Annotated in this window: 13 protein-coding genes; 4 read left to right on the forward strand and 9 right to left on the reverse strand. The window is 62.0% G+C overall.

Going from position 1 to position 17466, the window contains the following annotated elements:
• Positions 1–48 precede the first annotated feature (48 nt).
• Both ACFW6D_RS03865 and ACFW6D_RS03870 read left to right on the forward strand, forming a co-directional pair.
• The gene (locus ACFW6D_RS03865; protein WP_379324461.1) at positions 49–1239 is read left to right on the forward strand and encodes a hypothetical protein; all 1191 of its coding nucleotides are present in this window, start codon (positions 49–51) and stop codon (positions 1237–1239) included.
• The gene (locus ACFW6D_RS03870) at positions 1215–1412 is read left to right on the forward strand and encodes a hypothetical protein (protein WP_379324463.1); all 198 of its coding nucleotides are present in this window, start codon (positions 1215–1217) and stop codon (positions 1410–1412) included. The genes ACFW6D_RS03865 and ACFW6D_RS03870 overlap by 25 nt, the downstream gene beginning before the upstream one ends.
• On the opposite strand, the gene ACFW6D_RS03875 is transcribed toward ACFW6D_RS03870, so the two are convergent.
• Positions 1402–1839 (reverse strand): NUDIX domain-containing protein, encoded by a 438-nt coding sequence (locus ACFW6D_RS03875; RefSeq protein WP_379324465.1) that lies wholly within the window; start codon positions 1837–1839, stop codon positions 1402–1404. The genes ACFW6D_RS03870 and ACFW6D_RS03875 overlap by 11 nt on opposite strands.
• Before the next feature lie 82 nt (positions 1840–1921).
• Between ACFW6D_RS03875 and ACFW6D_RS03880 the strand changes: the two genes are divergently transcribed.
• Positions 1922–2569, forward strand: coding sequence for a hypothetical protein (locus ACFW6D_RS03880; RefSeq protein WP_379324467.1), 648 nt, complete (start codon positions 1922–1924; stop codon positions 2567–2569).
• Here ACFW6D_RS03880 and ACFW6D_RS03885 read toward each other — a convergent pair.
• The 3 genes from ACFW6D_RS03885 to ACFW6D_RS03895 all read right to left on the reverse strand — a co-directional run bounded on the left by ACFW6D_RS03885 (position 2566) and on the right by ACFW6D_RS03895 (position 3889).
• Positions 2566–2970, reverse strand: a complete 405-nt coding sequence (locus ACFW6D_RS03885) for a CAP domain-containing protein (RefSeq protein WP_379324469.1) — start codon at positions 2968–2970, stop codon at positions 2566–2568. The two genes, ACFW6D_RS03880 and ACFW6D_RS03885, sit on opposite strands and share 4 nt — an antisense overlap.
• Positions 2971–3306: 336 nt before the next feature.
• Positions 3307–3621 (reverse strand): hypothetical protein, encoded by a 315-nt coding sequence (locus ACFW6D_RS03890; protein WP_379324471.1) that lies wholly within the window; start codon positions 3619–3621, stop codon positions 3307–3309.
• A 28-nt stretch (positions 3622–3649) separates the two neighbouring features.
• Positions 3650–3889, reverse strand: a complete 240-nt coding sequence (locus tag ACFW6D_RS03895) for a hypothetical protein (protein ID WP_379324473.1) — start codon at positions 3887–3889, stop codon at positions 3650–3652.
• A 235-nt stretch (positions 3890–4124) separates the two neighbouring features.
• Here ACFW6D_RS03895 and ACFW6D_RS03900 point away from each other — a divergent pair, with 235 nt between their 5' ends.
• Positions 4125–4643 (forward strand): hemerythrin domain-containing protein, encoded by a 519-nt coding sequence (locus ACFW6D_RS03900; protein ID WP_379324475.1) that lies wholly within the window; start codon positions 4125–4127, stop codon positions 4641–4643.
• A gap of 148 nt (positions 4644–4791) precedes the next feature.
• Here ACFW6D_RS03900 and drmB read toward each other — a convergent pair whose 3' ends face one another.
• The 5 genes from drmB to ACFW6D_RS03925 all read right to left on the reverse strand — a co-directional run bounded on the left by drmB (position 4792) and on the right by ACFW6D_RS03925 (position 17459).
• The gene (gene drmB / locus ACFW6D_RS03905) at positions 4792–6543 is read right to left on the reverse strand and encodes a DrmB family protein (protein WP_379324477.1); all 1752 of its coding nucleotides are present in this window, start codon (positions 6541–6543) and stop codon (positions 4792–4794) included.
• Between the two features lie 2 nt (positions 6544–6545).
• Entirely contained in the window at positions 6546–9674 is a 3129-nt protein-coding gene (locus ACFW6D_RS03910; protein ID WP_379324479.1) for a helicase-related protein, read from the reverse strand.
• Complete coding sequence (locus ACFW6D_RS03915) at positions 9674–11407, reverse strand: UvrD-helicase domain-containing protein (RefSeq protein ID WP_379324481.1); 1734 nt, start codon at positions 11405–11407, stop codon at positions 9674–9676. The genes ACFW6D_RS03910 and ACFW6D_RS03915 overlap by 1 nt, the downstream gene beginning before the upstream one ends.
• A 6-nt stretch (positions 11408–11413) precedes the next feature.
• Positions 11414–16123: a DEAD/DEAH box helicase gene (locus tag ACFW6D_RS03920; RefSeq protein ID WP_379324483.1), complete on the reverse strand. Its 4710-nt coding sequence runs from the start codon at positions 16121–16123 to the stop codon at positions 11414–11416.
• A 226-nt stretch (positions 16124–16349) separates the two neighbouring features.
• Entirely contained in the window at positions 16350–17459 is a 1110-nt protein-coding gene (locus ACFW6D_RS03925; RefSeq protein WP_379324485.1) for a DNA cytosine methyltransferase, read from the reverse strand.
• Between the last annotated feature and the right edge of the window lie 7 nt (positions 17460–17466).

A 17466-nucleotide genomic window follows, 5' to 3' on the forward strand; every position in this document is an offset into this window, starting at 1 on the left:
GGTCTCCGCGACACGTGGGGCGTTCGGTTTCGAGGAGCCGATCGGCCGGTGACGGCATGGATATGCTCGCCCGACACGGTCCGCCCGGACCTGGTCAGCCGTGAGAACGGGGATTCGGTGCAGCCTTCGACCGTTCGCTGTACAGCGGAAGCCGTCACGGTCTTCGTGGCCACGATGGTCGCGGTGCTCGCGATCATGCTGCCGATCAGTTTCGCGTCGTTGGCGGCGTCGCTGCACGTCGACCTGCTGGTGTTCAACGTGCCGCGGGCGATGACCGGGGCCGCGTTCGTCGCGGTGATCACCGCCGCCGTCACCGTGGCCATCGGCAGCGTGCGAACGGCCCGCTGGACCGCACTGCTCGCCCTGGTCGGCATCCTGGTGAACCATCTGGCCCTGATCCCCGACAGCACCGACGGCCACCTCGACGGCTTGTCGCTACCCACCCTGAACTTCATCGACGCGCTGTTGGCGGGTGTGGTCGTCGGCGCGCTGGCGGTCGCGGTGTGGACCGAACCGCTGTTGCGCACCGTCTACCTGTTCGGGGCGCTCGGCGGCACCATCCTCGGCGACCTCACTCAGTCCCCTACCGACCCGAAGTCCGGCGGTTTCAGCGGCGCACTCGGCGGCACACTGCCCCTGTGGTTCATCGCGGCCAGCGTGCTCGCGCTCGCGTACTTCGCACTCACCACTTCGGCACCGTCCCGTTCGAACACCGAAACCGCCATACCCCTGGCTCCGGTGTTCGCCGCTGTCGTCGCCTTCACGTCGACCATCATCACCGCGCTCGCCGTGGCGTCCCACAAGACCAGCGCGACCTATCTGATCATCGCCTCGATCGTGGCCATCGCGACAGCCGTGGCCGCCGCGATGATCCTGTCCGGCCGCGACGGCATTCTGGTGGTGCTGATGAGCAGTTTCTCGGTCGCGGGCAGCCTCGTCATCACGCTGCCGCGCTCCGGGTGGGTCGACCTCGCGACCCTTGCTGCCACTGCCGCCGGTCTACTGATCGGCATGCGCCGCCCGCACCCGCTGGCGGCCGCCGCGAGCGTGCTCGCCCTGGCCTGCTTCGTCCTCGCCGCCGAGGTCTTCGCACCACCCGCTACCCTCACCGCCGCCCTCGGCTGCCTCGCTCTCGGCGGTGTCGCAGGGTATTGCCTCGGCACGTCGGTGCCGGTGAGCCCGCGTGCGGAACCGTCGGCCTGGCGATCCTGTTCGTGCCGTCGATCGGAGTCGCCCTGAGCGACAGCGATTTCGGCCAACTCGCCTACTCGCCCTCCTGGTACCGCACCTCGGAGGTGGATCGCGGCGTCGGGCCCGGCACCGTCGCGATCACCGTCGCCCTCGGCTGCGCAGTCGCCGTCTTCGCCCTGCTGCGCCACCGCTCGGCACCACCCGAAACCGTCAGCCCCTAGCCGGTTCCCACCCGTATTCCGAAAACGCCTGGCCCTCCATCACCATGCCGATGCCGGCCCGGCAGTAGTCGACGATCTCCTCGGGCAACGCATCGGGCTCGAACCATCCCAGTTCCGAACACTTTTCGAGCTCACAGTTGGTGACCGTGCCGCCCCATCGGCGCACGGTGAAGAACATCTGCACCCGCTCGTCACTGTGCAACACGTGCGCGAATTCCACATCCCGAGCATCGATTTCGATCCCGACCTCCTCCCTGGCCTCCCTGATCAGCCCCGCCACCGCCGACTCCCCCGCCTCCAAGTGCCCCGCGGGCACATGGAACAGCCCATCCCCGAACCCCGTATTCGCCCTGCGCCCCAACAACACCCGACCCCGTGCGTCGAGCAACACCAGATGAACCCCAACGGGCACCCGATACTTCGCCATCGTCACCCCTCCTGATCGAATTTCCCACCCTAGAAGTTCGAGACCACGCCTGCCGCAGATGTTTTCGGGGTATACCCACATCATGAGTTTCCCGGTGTCCTTCGGGTTCGCCCAGGTCGGTCTCCTGGCCCTGATCGCCCTGGCCGTCGCCCTCCTGGTCATGGCCGCACTGTCAGCCACGCGCCGCCGTGGCCCAAAAGCCGTTCTCGGCCGCGCGATCCCCGGCGCCGCCATCCTCCTGGTAGCCGTCCTCCTACTCTGGATCGCCACCCTCCTACAGACCTACCTAGGCCTCACCGGCGAAATCAAAGCCGCGCACGTAGTCGCCAAACCCGTTGCCGGCCAAGAACACCAACTCGACCTCGTCCTCACCCAGTTCGACGAAGACGGCAACCCGGGCGAACCGACAACCCACCGCATCGAGGGCGACCTGTGGGCCCTCCAGTCCAACATCGTCGAACTGGAACCCTGGGTCAACGCCCTCGGCTTCCACTCCGGCTACAAACTCACCCGCCTGTTCGGCCAACGCCTCGACGGCAAGTCCCCCACCCAAGACCACACCTTCCTCAACGGCGGCGACCGCGACTTCTTCGAAGACATGAACGAAAACCGCTGGTACACCTCCCCCTTCATCCGCTCCACCTACGGCAACGCCACCATCGCCACCCCCGGCGAATACGACGTCTTCATCTCCCGAGACGCCATCAAGGTCCGCCAGACCGAGAGCTAAGGCGCCCCGAAGACCTGCACCCACTGCGGCCCCTGCGCACCGAACCCCACCCCGATCCCGGTGTCGACCAACTGACAGTTCACCATGTTGGCCCGGTGCACCGCATCACCCATCCACCCGGCCACCACGTCCTGCGCAGTCTGCTGCCCACCGGCAAGGTTCTCCGCGACAACCTGCGAAGGCACATACCCCACAGCCGCCACCCGATCAGCCGTGGTCAGCCCCTCAGGCGAGCTGTACCCGAAATACCCCCGAGCCGCCATGTCATCGGCATGCCCCTGCGCCGCAGCCGCCAACCGCGGATCCTCCCACAAGGCCCCACACCCCTGCAACCCCCGTTCGGCATTGACCAACTCGAACACCTGCGCCCGCACCGTCCCCACATCCTGTGTCGGCGCCACTTGTGTACCGGGCTCCGCCGACCCAGGCGGCACCTGATCTGCCGACCCCGATGACCCGGCCCCAGCCGACCCCGCACCCGCCGACCCGAACGGCAGAATAGGCAACGGGAAGGCCGACGCCCCCGCCGCAGGAATAACCAACGCGGCCGAAACCATGACCAGGATTCTCCGAAGACGCTTCACTGCTCTCAGTCCTAGTCCCGACCCAGGCTGACAAGGCAATATCTATAAAGATCCGTCACCAAGGGTATGAGACAACCCCGCATTCCCCGACCCCCCAAACGATCACAATCCACCGTCCACCCTCGGCGATCGTGACCTCATAGGCATTGACGATCAAGACCCTGTTTGCGCGTCATCAGCTCCCAACAGCACATTCTGCGGCAACCACGCCCCGTCCCCAGCCGGGAGTTCCCCGCTGTGAACCCCGAGGTCCCTGCGAGCGCACTCATAGAAGTCATTCCGCCTGAGACCCGCCGCTTCGAACGCGCGAATGTAGTCCTCGTGGCTCATCTCCCGCCCCAGCGCGACAAGGCTCGCCTCCCACACCGCCTTGTTCCACAACCGTGCCGCCGCAACAGCTTCCGCTGAACCGAGCAACAACACCATCTCCCACTTCAGCGTGTTCTCGGAAGCAGCCTCAGCCAGCATTTGCGCACCCTCCTCCAGCTGGACTCGCTCAGTCGAAAAGCTCTCCCGCTCGGGTGGCAGTCACTGCCTGTATCAGCCAGGCGTTGAGCTGATCGAGGTCGGCGGTTTCGGCCAGCAGTTCGCGCTGAGCGGCAGAGAGCTCGATTCCACGACCGGTAAGCACGGTCAGCACCGAACGCGCGATTCCCTGAGCGACGCCCTGCTCGAGGCCCTGTGCACGCAATCGCTGGGCAGATTCCGAACGGAAGAACGACAGATCCGTATCCATTTTGTCCCTCCAGAGCTGGGCGGCGTCGGTGTGCGAGATTCCCTGTTCGATCAGTTCGGCGGAGAACTCTGTCTCATCGTCGCACCCACGCCTACTTCGGAAACTGAGAACAGTCGCCTCGAACCCGGAGACGCTCGCGTATGCACCTGGGCGAATGAACGATGTCCCGCCTCGTCTCGTGCGGATGTACTTGATCCAGAACGCGGATCACTCCGCACGACGAGAGGTCAGGCAGATGTCCGAACGCGATATGGCCATGATGTACGCAGCACACGATGCCTTCCGGCGCGATCTCCGAGCACTCGCCGCCGCCCCGGAACTGGAGCGCTGGAAGCAGTTTCGCACCCAACTCGCCGTCCACCACACCGCGGAAGACGTTGTGCTCTGGCCGAGCCTGCGCCGCCGCGGCGTGGACGCAGAGCTGGTCGAGGCGATGGCCGCCGAACACGACCGGATCGATCCGCTTCTCGCCCAGGCGAACCGAGCCTTCGACACCGCAGGCCCGGAGGCCGCGCGACCAACGCTCGTGGCACTGTCCGAACTCTTGCACAACCACCTGCAGCACGAAGAGCAGGAAACCCTGCCCTTGATCAACGATCAAGAATGGTCGCAGCTCGACCGAGAGATGCGCCGCCGCATCGGAATTCGCGGCATCCGTTCCTATTACTCGTGGCTGCTGCGCGATATCGAGGGCGAACGCCGCCGCAGCACACTGTCCGCTATTCCCGGCCCACTCCGGCTGATGATCTCGTAATCGCGCAAGGGTTTCGGTTCGGGCAGCGTCCGGAACAACAACCAACTCACGGCGGGCATCACCACGTTCTAAGCGCAACGCCGCTCGCGTTGATGGGCGCCAAGTCGTCGCTCCGTACCCTTCGCGGCGAATTGAGCGCGTGGGCGACTCACACGAACCGATTCGTGAGGAATCCACCGCTCGGATCAGTGGCTGTGCCTACGAGCGTCGCCCTGTCGAGGTAGCCATTCATCAGCTCGCAAGACACCTCGGGAACCAGGAGGCACGAATGGCATGCTGCAAGGTTCCTCGCTCCGGCACCGGTGGCCAAAGATTCCAGGCAGACGGGATCCGCTGCACACCATTGGGAACGTTCAGTCGCGGCTTCGATAACTGCCAGCATGTTTTCTACTGTTCCCCGCGCGCACAGGCCACCTAGACTGCCGGCTGAGTCTGCGGTCGCAGTGTAGAGCAAGATTCCGGCTTGGCCAGGCTCGGTGTACAGGCGCTCACGAATTGAGGACGCAGGATAGCCGGTGTCGATCGCGAGCTCATTCAGTACCGCGTGCGAAAGCGAATGGATCAGCAGTTCGCGGGGCGATACCGGTTGTACATTTTCTACCCACTCAGGCGCGGCGACTTGAAGCGATTGGTTCAGCAGCGAAACGCGAGAGCGGGCAAATGCGGACTGCTCCCATTGCGCGATCGCCTTTTCGTCAAGACGGAGGAAGATCCCTTCCCCGAGCACTTCGATGGCGGGGAGCCATCCAACCCGTTCGGTTGAGAGCTTCGCGCGTGGCGCCTTCGATTCCCCGGTAGAAACGGCCACTCGTGAGAAGCCTTGCAGGGCTCGGACCTCACGCAACTTCGACACCTTCGAAACGATGCCGAGAATATGCCCGGCGTCCGTAGCGGATTCGACGATGTGAGGCTCACATACGAAGGTTTCGAAGCCGTCTTCCTCAGCGTGCTCGCGGCCCAATGCACTGTACTCGTCGCGCCGAAGCTGTAGAAATGCTTCGCGCCCATTGGGTTCCTCCTCCGACTGTCGACGAACGATCTCTTTCAGTTCATCGAGGTCAACACCATTCGTTCGAGCGAGTATCTCGAGCACCGCGTCGAGGTCGGTGCCAGCCAACTTTTCGAGGGTGGAGCGGCTCCGCTCGAGCAGTTCCTCGGCTGGGCTGACAGCGTGATCGAGAGTGAGCGCAGATCGGACATCCGCGAACCACACGTTGGACGCGCCGCGTTGGAGGCCCACGAGCGATTCCGAGCATGCATCATCGTCGCGCCCCAGCCAGGGGGATGATCCGCTGCAGCGCTTGGTGAGCGATCCGCGACCCAGCGCTCCTTCGAGAGTTCGCGAGACCCCACACGTGCAGGTGACGGTCACCCCGGCGAGGGTCGAGTTACGGGAGTCCGTTCTCAACGAGAGTGAGTGTTTCTCTGCGGATTCGCGTACTGCTCCGCGATGGACCCAGGAATCGTAGGGGAAGTCCTCGATGTGACCGTTGATACAGCACGCCACGAATCGAGAGGGGACGAGTCGCGCTGTGATGCAATGACGGCACTTGTTGATGTACTCGCCCTTGCCGTCCTTATCAGCGACACGCCAGAAACGGTCGAGGCGTGAACATTTCGGACAGTGCACCCATTCAGGGAATCGGACCATCGGCACCATCCCGGCGGCCCCGGGTGGCGCAAAAAGGCTGGTGGCGCCCAATGAGCGACTGAGCCGCGGTTCGTGAATTCGATCGGACTCCTTTGTGTTCCACAGGTCGAGCCCTGCGATCATGAAGCTCTCGGACTCCACGGGAATGACTGAGCCGACTCCGAAAGTGGTGATCAGCTGTGATCTCCGCACGGTTGTCTTGACCGGTGGCGGGTTGCCGCGCTTGAGTTTCTTCGTAACTGGCGGCACCGTCAGTCCTTCCGCTTCAGGTATTTGACGTAGAGGGCGGTCTCTGCGTCGACATCGCGCATGCTGGTCATGGTGGGCCATGGAGCGCCGCGAACTGGAAAACTTCCCGCACCGACATCCTCCGCCGGATCGATCAGTGGTTTGTCGCCCACTCGTGTCGTCGCGTTAGGTGGCCGCATTGACCCGTAGCGCTTGACTGCATCGAGACCGGCTTCGTTCTTCCACCGTGCGAGCAACTCACGCAGTTGTTCGCCGAATGGGCCTGCCTCGGCCGGGGCAATCCGGACTGCCCGAGCGACCAAACAGTCGATGACTTCCTCGATTTGGCTCGAGTAGTCGGCGACATTCTCGGCCGATTCATCGGTACTCAGTTCCGGAATCATCAGGCGAGTCGATGCGACAAGCACGCCGTGGCCAGCACGATCGCGAGCGCGAGGAGCGAACGGCGTCGCTGTCGTCGATTCGATTTCACGGTACAGAGCACGGTGGAACGGGATGAAGGAAGCGTAGTGCGAACTGTCCCGGGATCTCTGGCTATTCAATGCCGTGATCACTAGGCCGGGGTTGCGACGACCAACGCGGCTGGTGGACTGGATGTACTCGGAGGTGCTTTGGGGCTGACCCGCGACCACCATGAGACCGAGTCGGTCGATGTCGAGGCCGACCGAGATCATGTTGGTGGCAAGGGCTACGTCCGGGCTGCGGGAGTCCGGGTAGTTGGTCTCGAGCCGCGCCATCGAATTGGGGATCTCCATCTGGTCGACGCGCGATGTGAGCTCAACAGGCTCTTGAGAGATCTCCCGGACGGATCGTTGTCGTCGAGCAGCGAGGACTTCCATTCGGTCAGGGACGTCGTCGAGGACCTGTAGATATGCCGATCCAAGTACTCGTAGGGCGTTGAAATAGCCGAGTAAAGTCCAGTAGCTGTCACGTACTTCATCGGGCGAGTCCAGATCGCCGACCGCCTGGAGCAGAACTGAGTAGATACGGACAAGCAGAGTGGACTGGCTCGTTCCGGGGGCCATCACTCCGACGTAGCGCCGCGTACCCTTCTCCTGCGTGGATGCATTCACAGCGAAATAGTTGTCCGACGGCGTGAGCCCGGGCGGCGGGAATTGTGCTGTGCCCCGGTCGAATACAGCACGGACCTGCTGTGCGGCACGACGGACAGTCGCGGTGGATGCAAGGACTTTGGGCCGGCCTTTTCCGGTGCATGCCATATCGACCGCCGCTTCGTTGATACCCACGATCGTGCCGAGCGGTCCAGAGATCAGGTGCAGTTCGTCCTGAACGATGAGGTCCGGACGGGAGTCTGCAGGGCCGTTGGTACTGAGGAGCAGCCCCACCTCGCTCTTCCACGTCATGAGTGCGAACTTGTCGACGGTGCTGATGATCAATGACGGACGATTGGCGTAGACGTCGGAATCGAGAACGTACAACGGAAGCCCGTCTCGGAAATCGCAGCCGGATTCACGACACGCGATGGTCATCGACTCGCCGGATGCGTCGTAATGCTTGTGAGTCAACTGGACTCCGCACCAGGGGCATCTCACGAGCTGCATGGGCGTAGAGCCCTGGACGTGCTCGCCGTCGGCGATCTTGCGGAGGATCCCCCGCGCTTCTTTCGTATTGGCTGGAGTCGCCGCGTTACCCACCCAGAGACCAAGCGAAATCGGCGCCGCGTTGGGAAGTTCGGTGCGGCGCACGAGCTCCAGAGCACAGATGAGGCCGCCTGCGCGCTCGAACTGTTGCCGGGTCAGGAGTCGCAGTGTGTACCGCATAATCGCGGATACGCCGCCGTTGTCTTCTCTCCGAAGCCGTCGGAGCAAGATGGTAAAGCCGATACAGCCGAGGTACGCCTCGGTCTTGCCACCACCCGTGGGAAACCAGAGTAGATCGGCGACTTCGCGGTCGGGGTGGCCCGGGTCGGAGAGCGCGGGAATATTCATGAGGATGTACGCCATCTGGAATGGACGCCATCGTTGAGTCTTGGGTACCTCACCTCGTGCGCGGTCCTGTGCATGACGCTGGTCCAGCATCGCACGATTCATCAGTCGAAACGCTCGGTCGCCTGCAGGATCGTCAAGAGCCTTGATGCCGGCCCGTATCCGGCCGGCGCACTCCGCGGCTCTGTCCATGTGTTCGAGCGCCACGGATCGATGTACGGGCGTGTCCATGTTCTCGGCATCGATGCGTCGGGTCGATATCCATCGCTCATAGGCATCTGCCATCGCATGGAGTTGCTTGCGGTCGGAGGAATCGGCGAGCTGATCCATCCGGAGGTCGTACCGGCCGAAATCGTCCTGCTCGTCGCCGCCTGCCGGACGTGCGAGATGCACTTCCTGGCTCGGAATGAACGTCGTCCAGATCGTGTCGGGGGTGGTCGCGTCCTCGTCCCAACTTGCCGCACAGCCATGGCCAATGGCCAAGACCGGTTCGTTACGGTAGAGAAATCGTGATGAGCGATCATCGGCATCGTCACTCAAGCGCGAGGGATCGATGCTGCGGTCGACGAATCCACCTTGTGGCGCGGAAACATTGATTGTCGGCCGAAACCACGACAATCCATCAATCGCCCCTGAGGTGTCGGTGCGGGTGTGACCGTTGACGAGGGAAAGTGATATCCGCACCTGCCCCGTAGCGGTTGGGGCACGAACCACACCGACGATCCGCAGCAACTCGCCTTCTGCGACTGGCTCATCGATCCGACCCGCCGTCGTGCTGTCGATCACGACATCCGTATCTGTCGCTACCTCATGCGGATACCAGACGTTCTCGAATTCCTTGTACTTTCGTGCGGACGCACGGATCGTGATCCGAGGTGTATCCGCGGAATCAACGGTGAATGTGAGTCCGACCGACGAGGGCTTGTGCGCGTGAGAGAGCGAAACGGCAACTTCGGTTGCAGTGTCGTCGGCGATGCTCCCTGCTTCTCCGTCCGCGTCCTCCGACAGGCCGGGTTTGTAGATGTCCGACAAATTCTCGACTCGCGGATACAGCACGCCGACGATGATCCGATTGAGTGGCGGTTCGTGCAGCGGTTCCGGCTCCCGCGGACCCATCAACTCCTCTTCGAGCGAGTCGACGAGGCTGTCGCGGGCCTCATACCAGGGAGCGAGGTCTTCGGCCATCAGTCTTCCTTCCTCCACACGACCGTAGCGAACCCCAACGGCCGTGGCTTGATCCAGAACGATGTGCCCTCGGTCGCGTTCCAGCAGGTTTCGGCGCCCTCGAGGGGTACCGAGCCGAGGTCAGGCCAGCCGGTCGTATGGCCGGACTTGCCGATAGCTTGTGCGAGGCTACGTCCGAAGTCTTCGGTCGTCGAGCCGACAGCATGGCCGTCGAGGAGACAGCGGTATGCGGGCCACTCCGCACCGCCGGTCGACAGCCGTTCGAAATTGAGTGGTTCGGAATGTCCCCTGCTGCGCAACGCTTTCTGGCCTTCCTCACCCCCGACAGGTCGTTCCGACTGTAGATGGTGGGGCTCGATCGCAACTGCCGTGGCCTTCTGCGTCCGCGGGTGCGGCTGATAGAGGAATCCACCGCCGGGCAGCCTGCGAGTGAACGGAGCTTGCTGATTCAAAACGACCACTTTCTGTCGTCCCCGGGACAGCGCGACGAGCAGCAGCTCGTTCTCCGGCGTGCCTTTCATAGGCCTGAGCATGGCCGACGAACCCGCGACTGCAACGTTGTCGAATTCAAGGCCCTTCGATTGGTGAATCGTGGACACCCTGACCGTGTCTCCGCCCTCGACGTTGAACCAGGGCTCTACCGGGTCTATTCCACGGGAAAGTGCGCGCGCGAATGACCGCCAATCGATGAACGAACCAGCGTCGGTCGCGTGCACGATGTCACGGAAGGTGCCTTCAGACAACGGGCGATTCTGTGAGACAAACTCATTGAAGATGTCTCGCGTAAACGGCTTGCCTGACGTGAACTCCCACAATTCGGCTACCCAGGGTGCGACGCTGCGTTTTCGTCCAGGACTCAGCCAGGTACAGGGAATTCCGGCGCGCCCGAGCGCGTCGAAGAGCCAGACGACATCGGCGTTGGTACGAGCTAGAACAGCGGTCGACCCCTTCCACACCCTCGCCCCTGGGGCCAACTCGTCCAGGCCCATCTGGGTGAGGTCGGAAACCAGTTCGTCGAGTAGCGCGGTTCTCGTCGTCGAGTCCGCCTCACGAAGGAGACGTTCAGCGCACACTACGTCACGTGCCGACTTCCGTTGCGCTCGATAGTTGTTCTCGAGGAGGAAGATCTCGGTGATCGACCGCTCGGCGAGTGCCTCTATGAGCGCATCCCACGCCGACCGTTCGCTGTCGGTTGTTTCTTCGTCGTCGAGGAAGTCGTAGATCGATTGAAGGGGATCGCCGAAGATGGTGACGCCCGAGGTGGCTGGAAGGGCATCGATAATCGTCAGCAACAGTTCGCGTCGGACCGCGGAGAGGTCCTGTGCCTCGTCGACGATGAGGTGTACAACATGATCGAGTTCGCCATCGTATTGATCCCGAAGTTGCCGAGTTGCGGCCTTGATTCTTCCATCGAAATCCGGTGCTGCCGAGCCCGATTCGCTGAGTTCGGTGTCGGTGATCTGCCAGGCAAGCGAATCGAGTGTCATAGCTGCAACTTCGCTCCGGTAGTCGTCATCTGCCGATGCAAATGCATCGAAAGCCGCCCGAACAGCCGCTCGAGAGAACGATACAAAGATGATCTGGTCGTCCGAGTCGGTATCGATCTCGGAGTCGAGCCTCTGGATCAGTCCCACGCTTGTCGCGGTCTTGCCTGCACCGGGTCCGGCAACGACGATGCGGCGGGCATCGACGTCACCGGAGATCACCCGTTGCTGGAACTCATCGAACTCCACTCTGTATCAGTCCTCTTCGGCGTTGATCACATCGCGTTCGAACGACTCGTAGGCGATACTGTCGCCGAACTCGACGATGTTGTCGAGGACGTTGACGACGAGAACTTCCTCGCTGCCGCCGTTCTTCGGGCCGCGCATTCCGCGACCGACCATCTGGAGGTACCGTGCCTTACTCGAAGTGGGGCGAGTGATGTAGACGGCACGTGTCTTGGGAGCATCGAAGCCCTGAGACAGGACGTTGTAGTTTGTCAGCACCTTGAGATCACCCTTCTTGAACCGCTCGATCGTGACCCGTCGATCGTCGGGACTGGTGTCATTATCGATCGACGCTGCCGGTCGGCCCCGCAACGTCAGGAGGGTGGCAAGGGTCTGTGCATTCTCAACAGACGCGGCGAAGACGACAATCGGCCAATCCTCTGGCAGATCGATGACGGAATTCACAATCTTCTGTGTACGCTCCTCGTTCTGACCGAGTCTGCGTTCTGCACCTTTGGGCAGCCAGTATTTCTCCCTGAAGTCTTCTAGCTCAGAGGGACTTAAGTCGATGTTGACACCGTGCAGAATTTCGAGCTGTGCGCGTGCGAGCACTCGGTCTCGCTGAAGTCGGCGCTGGGGAACTTCTTCGCCGAAGACACCCTCGTCGAGGAGGTTGTTGTCGAATCGGTTGAGTAGTCGCTGTGTTTCAGCGCTGTCGTCCCGCCCACGAAATGGCGTTGCGGTCAGCCCCACGAGCGGTCGTGTACGTTCGTAAAATCCTCGTCCTGCCCAGTTGAGAATACTTGTGTAGGAACGCGTTACAGCTCCATGCGCTTCGTCGATGATGACGAGGGAACTGTCCGCGAGCCAGTCGAATTCACTGTTGCCCAGTGCATTTAACAACAACTTCTGCCATGACGCGACGACGACCTGTATGCCTCCGAGTTCCTCCTCGGCGGAGTAGTTGGCCCAGAATCGGCTGAGGATTAGCTGGGTGTCGTGTAGGCCTTTAGCCCGCCAGAGGAAGGACCAAGTATCGATAGCCTGCTCGCAGAGTTCTTCCCCGTCTGCGATCCACAGGATGGGTCCGCGCACCGCACCATCGGGACCGAACTGGTTCGCGGCGATGGCCTCGATTACCGTCTGAACAGCCACGCGTGTCTTGCCGGCACCAGTGGGTAGGGAGATGATTCCGCGACGAGGGCTGCCATCCGTCCCGCGAATCAAAGCGCGGAGCCGCTCGGACACCGCCTCCTGGTAGTCGTGCAGCTCGGACAGGATGGCTGGTCCGTCGATGTACTCGGTTGGCTTGTTTCGCAGTGGAGCCTTCGTCCCTGCCCATTCCTCGCTGAAACCGCGTTCCCGCACCCAGTTTCGGGTGGTGTGTGAACCTGACCACCGAGACGGAGGACTGATGGGTAGGCCGGACGGGTCGACCCGGCACGCACGCTCAAGGGCTTTTGTTCCAAGCATGCCGATACACAACTGAGCTAGTGCGGCACCATGTGGTGATACCTCGCCGTTTCGCTCGAGGTAGCTGAGCGCATCTGCAGGGATCAGAGCCCGCAGTCGTTCCTCGCCTGCGAACTCAAGGAGTCGTGCCGCATCGTTCGGCGCATTGCGGACCTTCAACAGCTTCTTGTTGTTCTTGCGGTCCGCGAGGTTCCTCAGCCGAGCCTCGACAGCCTCGTCGGAATCATCGAGTCCAAGACTCAAGAGTGACTGTTTCAGGATCTCACGGTCGTTCGTGCCGGTGACCAGGAGCATATCGCCATCTCGCCCCCATGCGACATCGATGCGAACCTCCGGACGGCCTGCGATGGCGGCAACCTTGTTCAGGGACAGGCACTTCTGCACGACGAGGTCATCTGGATCGATGTCGAGGTCGTCCTCGCGAAAGACGTCGAAGAGTTCAGTGAGCCCGGAAGGCTCCGCACTCGATTCGTACGAGTAGGTGACAGGCAGTGCATGGTCAAGGCACCCCCAGTTTGCCCGGAGGATCACTGCATCCTCTGGAGTATCTACCTGAAGACATGGAATTCCGAATGTCGAAAACTCACGGAGGTTCTCAGCTGTGGTGGCCACGGCGATCTCGCCAGCAGGCACTTGGACCCACCCCAATGGGCCGGAGCACCACAGAAGTTCAGGTGCGGAATCGGGTTTCAGATATGCCCACCATGCGTACGCACGGCCGACCATCGATCCGTCTTTTCGCTCGACATGCTTGCCGACGATCCACTCGAAACGCTCACTCGTGAGGCTCTCAAGATCGGTGAGCAGTTGAAGACGGTCGGCGACGTCGTCACCGATCTCGATACCCGATAGAACAGGGAGAAGACCCTTAACCTCAGGATACGTCTCCTCAATAGCCGGTGCGAACGCCTGATCGACGGGGACTGGACCGAGAACAGTGGGAAGGAGTCCATGCTCACGAACCCACCACAGTTCCGGCGCGATGAAGCGGCACGGCTTGTTTACTGAGGGATGGCCAACACGGATCAGCGGATCCTCAAGGGTCCTCAGAACCTCGCATGTCAGCGCGGTGCGGTTTGTTTCCGAGAGGGCAGGTAGACATTGGAGCGGACCCAGAACGGAACGGTGCGAGGTAATACGAAGATCTTCCCGCTGGCGGGGGCCGAGACACATCTCCTTTGCGATGATGTCGGTCGCAGTCTTCCAGTACGTCGTGAACCACTCCTCGTTCTGCGTGGCATCATCCATTGATCTCCGCTTCGGAGCGGTGTAAACGCCAAGCAAGCCCAGGATTTCAGTGTCGGAAGCGTGATATGACCGATCTACTAGGAACTTGGCGTCACTCTTCCGATCTTCCAGGAGGTCCTCCGGGATATACATGTTCTCGGGATAGACCCAGATACCCTTCCCGTTGCGCACCTTGACCAGCCGGTGGGCCTGTCGCTCGAGGATCCGTTCGAAGCCCTCCGCGACCGCGTCACCGCCGGAACCACGCATCGCAGTCCACAGAGCATCGAAATCGACATCGGCCCTCGTTCTGAGATCCGTGAGGAGCTGGAGCATCTCACCGCTGTCATCGAACGTGGCGATCCCCAGCGATTCCAACGCGGAGACGGTCGACGGGCGTGCCGTAACGTCCTTGTCGATAAATGCTGACCCCTTTTGGGCGGCGTCAGACCGGATGAAGCATCGTCCTGGCAGCGGCTGCTGGAGCTCTCCGTTCTCGAGGAGGACAATTCGAGAGTCTCGTACGTCACGAGCGACGTTGTCACGAAACTTCGCCTCCACGTGTGTAGGCATCTGAGCCGCGATTTCGATCGCGACAGAGGAGCTTCTCGGGCTCTTGTCGGCAACCGCCGCGTGGAGCCAATCCAGGACTCTGCCCTCGGCGCGCGGGTCTTCGTCCGTCAAACGTCTGACCTTGGCGCGGCGCTCTCGCGTGAGGCAGTCGGGGTGGACCCAGACGTCGCGTTGGGTAGCCACGGACATCCAAGGTTTGACCCAACCCATCGCAGGTTCGGGAATCATTTGGATCGACGTGGGAGAACGTAGCTCGCCGTCAAGGGTAGGGATCGACCGAGTTTCCCGAAGACGTTGCATCACAGGTTCATTCAGTACGGAATCCGCCCAGCTCCTTGTCTCCCGATCACGGGAGGGAAGGACGTCGATGTAACGTCCGTACGCGCCTTCCCGGACGAGTTCGATCCGCGCAGCGTCGACAAGTTCAGGCACGACCTCGGTCAGAATCTCGTAGTTGAAACGGCATTCAATGACGTTGATTCGGTCGTCGGAGAGTTTCCACGGGGCGTTGAGCCGCCCGCTCAGCGTGACTTTCGAATCGACCGGAAAGTACGCGAACAGGCGACCCACACCGGTGGCACCGGTCGCGGGGACCGCCCAGGAAACGAGGACAGCATCGCGGCGTGCCGCGTAACCGGCAGACTCGAGGGCCTCTGGCGACGGATGATGGAGCTTCGAGACGACCAACCAGGTCTGCTCACCTTCCTCGGTAGCCAGAACCACCCGTTTTCCAGTCCGTCTCGTTGAGATCGTCCGATCAGCGGCGCCGAACTCATCGCGGAGGCGGAGTTGTTTGACGCGAGGCGCAAAGAGATTGAACGAAGGGTCGAACTCCGAGATCTCCTCGGAAAGCTGAATGGCCACACCGTCCTTGAGTGGAACCTTCACAATGGTGGCTGCCCAGAGCGAAAGCTCCTTGAGAATCGAGTCGCTCGCGAATTCGATTGTCGGTTCGAGCACCCAGGCGAGGCGGAGCGATGGAACCTCTGCGAGATCGAAGTGTCGCCCTGTCTCGACCGTCAGCCGCTTCGCTGATTCGGCGCGGCTGAACTCGAAAGAGATCGACTGGCTGAAGATCTGGGGGCCGTCAGAGATCCCACTGATCGACTTGAAGCCGAGCCCGAAGCGGCCGATCTCCCCGCCCGACTTGTTCGAGAGATGCGTGTAAAGGAGTGCACGCACACCTGTGTCGACGAACGGGTGTCCCTCGTTGGCTACGTACAACGTCTCGTGGGTGAGGATAACCTCGATCCGGCCTCCCCCCTCAGGGAGCGCATCGGCCGCGTTCTGAACCAACTCCTGGATCTGTTTGCGCCCGTATCCGCCTTCTGCGATACCACGTTCCTTACCGGCGTCCTCGGCGATCCGATCCGGGTCTTTCCGATACACCTCGATGCAAGTGGTGTGGTACTTGTTGACCAGGTTGACCAGGCTCGGGTCCTGACGGGACCACTGGGCGGTATTCATCGGGTCCTCCGAGCGTCGGGGAACTCAAACACCTCGTACTGCCCATCAATCAGATCAGTCATCGAACTCCCACCTGCGCGCTAACCCCTTAGTCGACGATAGGAGGTTTGGCTCCCCCGCTTTGCGGGTAACAGTATCGGCTCGGTACGACCAGTTGGAAGTGAGTCCGATAGTTGTTATCCGGTCGATGTGGGCTATCGGTGGGCAACGGCGGTTCGCTACACCCTCAGCTGAACAGCAGGCCCATCCGCTGTAGGTGATCGAGTGGAGCCGAGTCACGGGTGTCGGTCCACGGACGGTCGACGACCTTCACCGCTTCCTCGTGGCTCACCTGACTCCCCAGTGCGGCAGACAGCACGTGCAGCGCCAGAACAGGGGGAATCGCGTTGCCGATCTGCTGCGCGACATCACTGCCCGACCAGGGATAGTCGATCGGAAAAGTCTGCAACCGACCAGCCTCGGCGAGACTGAAGCGGGGACAAGGAAATCCGGTGCTGTCGACGATTTGGTTCCGCGAGACCTTCCCGGTGACGGTTGCCGAGGGTTGCCACGAACTGCGACGCCCGCGCACCTTCGGGTCACCGCCAGTTCCGTAGTTGGAGATGACCTGAAAGTCGTAGCCGCGATTCAGCGCGGCGCCCATCGTCTCCCAAGGCAGCAACGTCGCGTCACCGTCCGCTCGGTCAACGCCCTTGCGATAGGGACGATGAGTCGCGGTCGGCAGTTCTGGCTCGCTTCTCAGTCTCGCGATCAGGATGGCGCGCCTACGCGTCTGCGGTGCGCCGAACTGTTCGGTGCGCAAGACTTCGGCGGTGACTCGATAGCCGATTCCTTCCAACACGCTGCCCATACGTTTCCAAATGGGCAGGACTGCCGGAACTTGTTCCAGCACAATAACTTTGTATGGGTCGCCGCGATGGTACGCCTCGAGAGCCCACCGCAGCGGTTCGAGAACGAGACCAGTCCTCTCGTCTTCGAGACCGGCAAGATCTTCGGACACGTTGTCGTTGGCACCCATGCGGTCGACGAAGTCCAGTACCTCGTCCAGCGCTTTGCGGCCTGCCCCGGAACCCGCGACCGTGAAGGTCTGGCAAGGTGGGCCTCCAGCGAGAATCCACGCGCCCGGTACGTCCTGCGGTCCGAAGTGACGCACATCGTGAGGGCGATCGTTCAAGCCCGCGGCACCCCTGGTCGCGCAGGCATTGCGGTCCCACTCGAACCCGTAGACATCAAGACCCAGCCAACGCGCTGCAACATCCAGCCCACCTGGTCCGGCGAAAAGGTCGACCATGTCCGCGCAGCGTGGCAGCGACGGCTCGCGTTGGTCAGTGGGCATGACACGA

It is taken from the genome of Nocardia sp. NPDC058705, assembly GCF_042749305.1.
Classification (GTDB): Bacteria; Actinomycetota; Actinomycetes; order Mycobacteriales; family Mycobacteriaceae; genus Nocardia.